This is a genomic window from Vibrio sp. 2130-1 (assembly GCF_033339515.1).
This window is the reverse complement of sequence record NZ_JAWOUT010000560.1, coordinates 1-564: the sequence shown is the minus strand read 5'-3', so window position 1 is coordinate 564 and position 564 is coordinate 1. Positions and strand designations below refer to the sequence as shown.

Sequence of the window (564 nt, the reverse complement as noted above, 5' to 3'; positions counted from 1 at the left end):
CAAACGCATCGCAAAAGCAAAAAAGCTCCATTCGGAGCTTTTTGTAGTATCAAGAACCAGCGTGATTACACTGAGAATGGATAACGAATTGGATCGTGGTGTTCGTACCCTTCTACCCAAAAGTCATCCAGTGTCACCCAAGTTTCCAAATCTTCTAGAGATTTAATCTCCGGATTGATATGGAATGTTGGTGCTTGTAACGGTTCACGCTTCAACTGGACATCACGCATCAACTCAAGCTGATCTTCATAAATGTGCGCGTTAACGATTTTATGGAAGGCCTGACCTGGCTTCTTACCCGTAATTTGCGCCATGATCGCTAAGAACACATAAACTTGAACCATGTTGAAGTTCAATCCAAGCGGCACATCGCACGAACGCTGTGTACTGTTGAGATACAAAGTGTCATCCAGTAGCGAGAAATGATGACTGTACATACAAGGTCGCAAGCACCCCATATGGAACTCACCAGGGTTGTAGAAGTTCAAGATTTCACCACGGTCATCAACACCGCGAGTCAAATCATCCACAATCTTGCGTAGCTGGTCGATATGACCACCATCA

The 564-nt window shown here is 44.7% G+C and carries 1 protein-coding gene; it reads right to left on the bottom strand.

Annotated elements, in window-relative coordinates; translation table 11 throughout:
* Nucleotides 1–65: 65 nt before the first annotated feature.
* Nucleotides 66–564: thymidylate synthase (locus tag R7Q09_RS27385; protein WP_318144112.1), on the bottom strand; the 499-nt coding region annotated here is incomplete at its 5' end.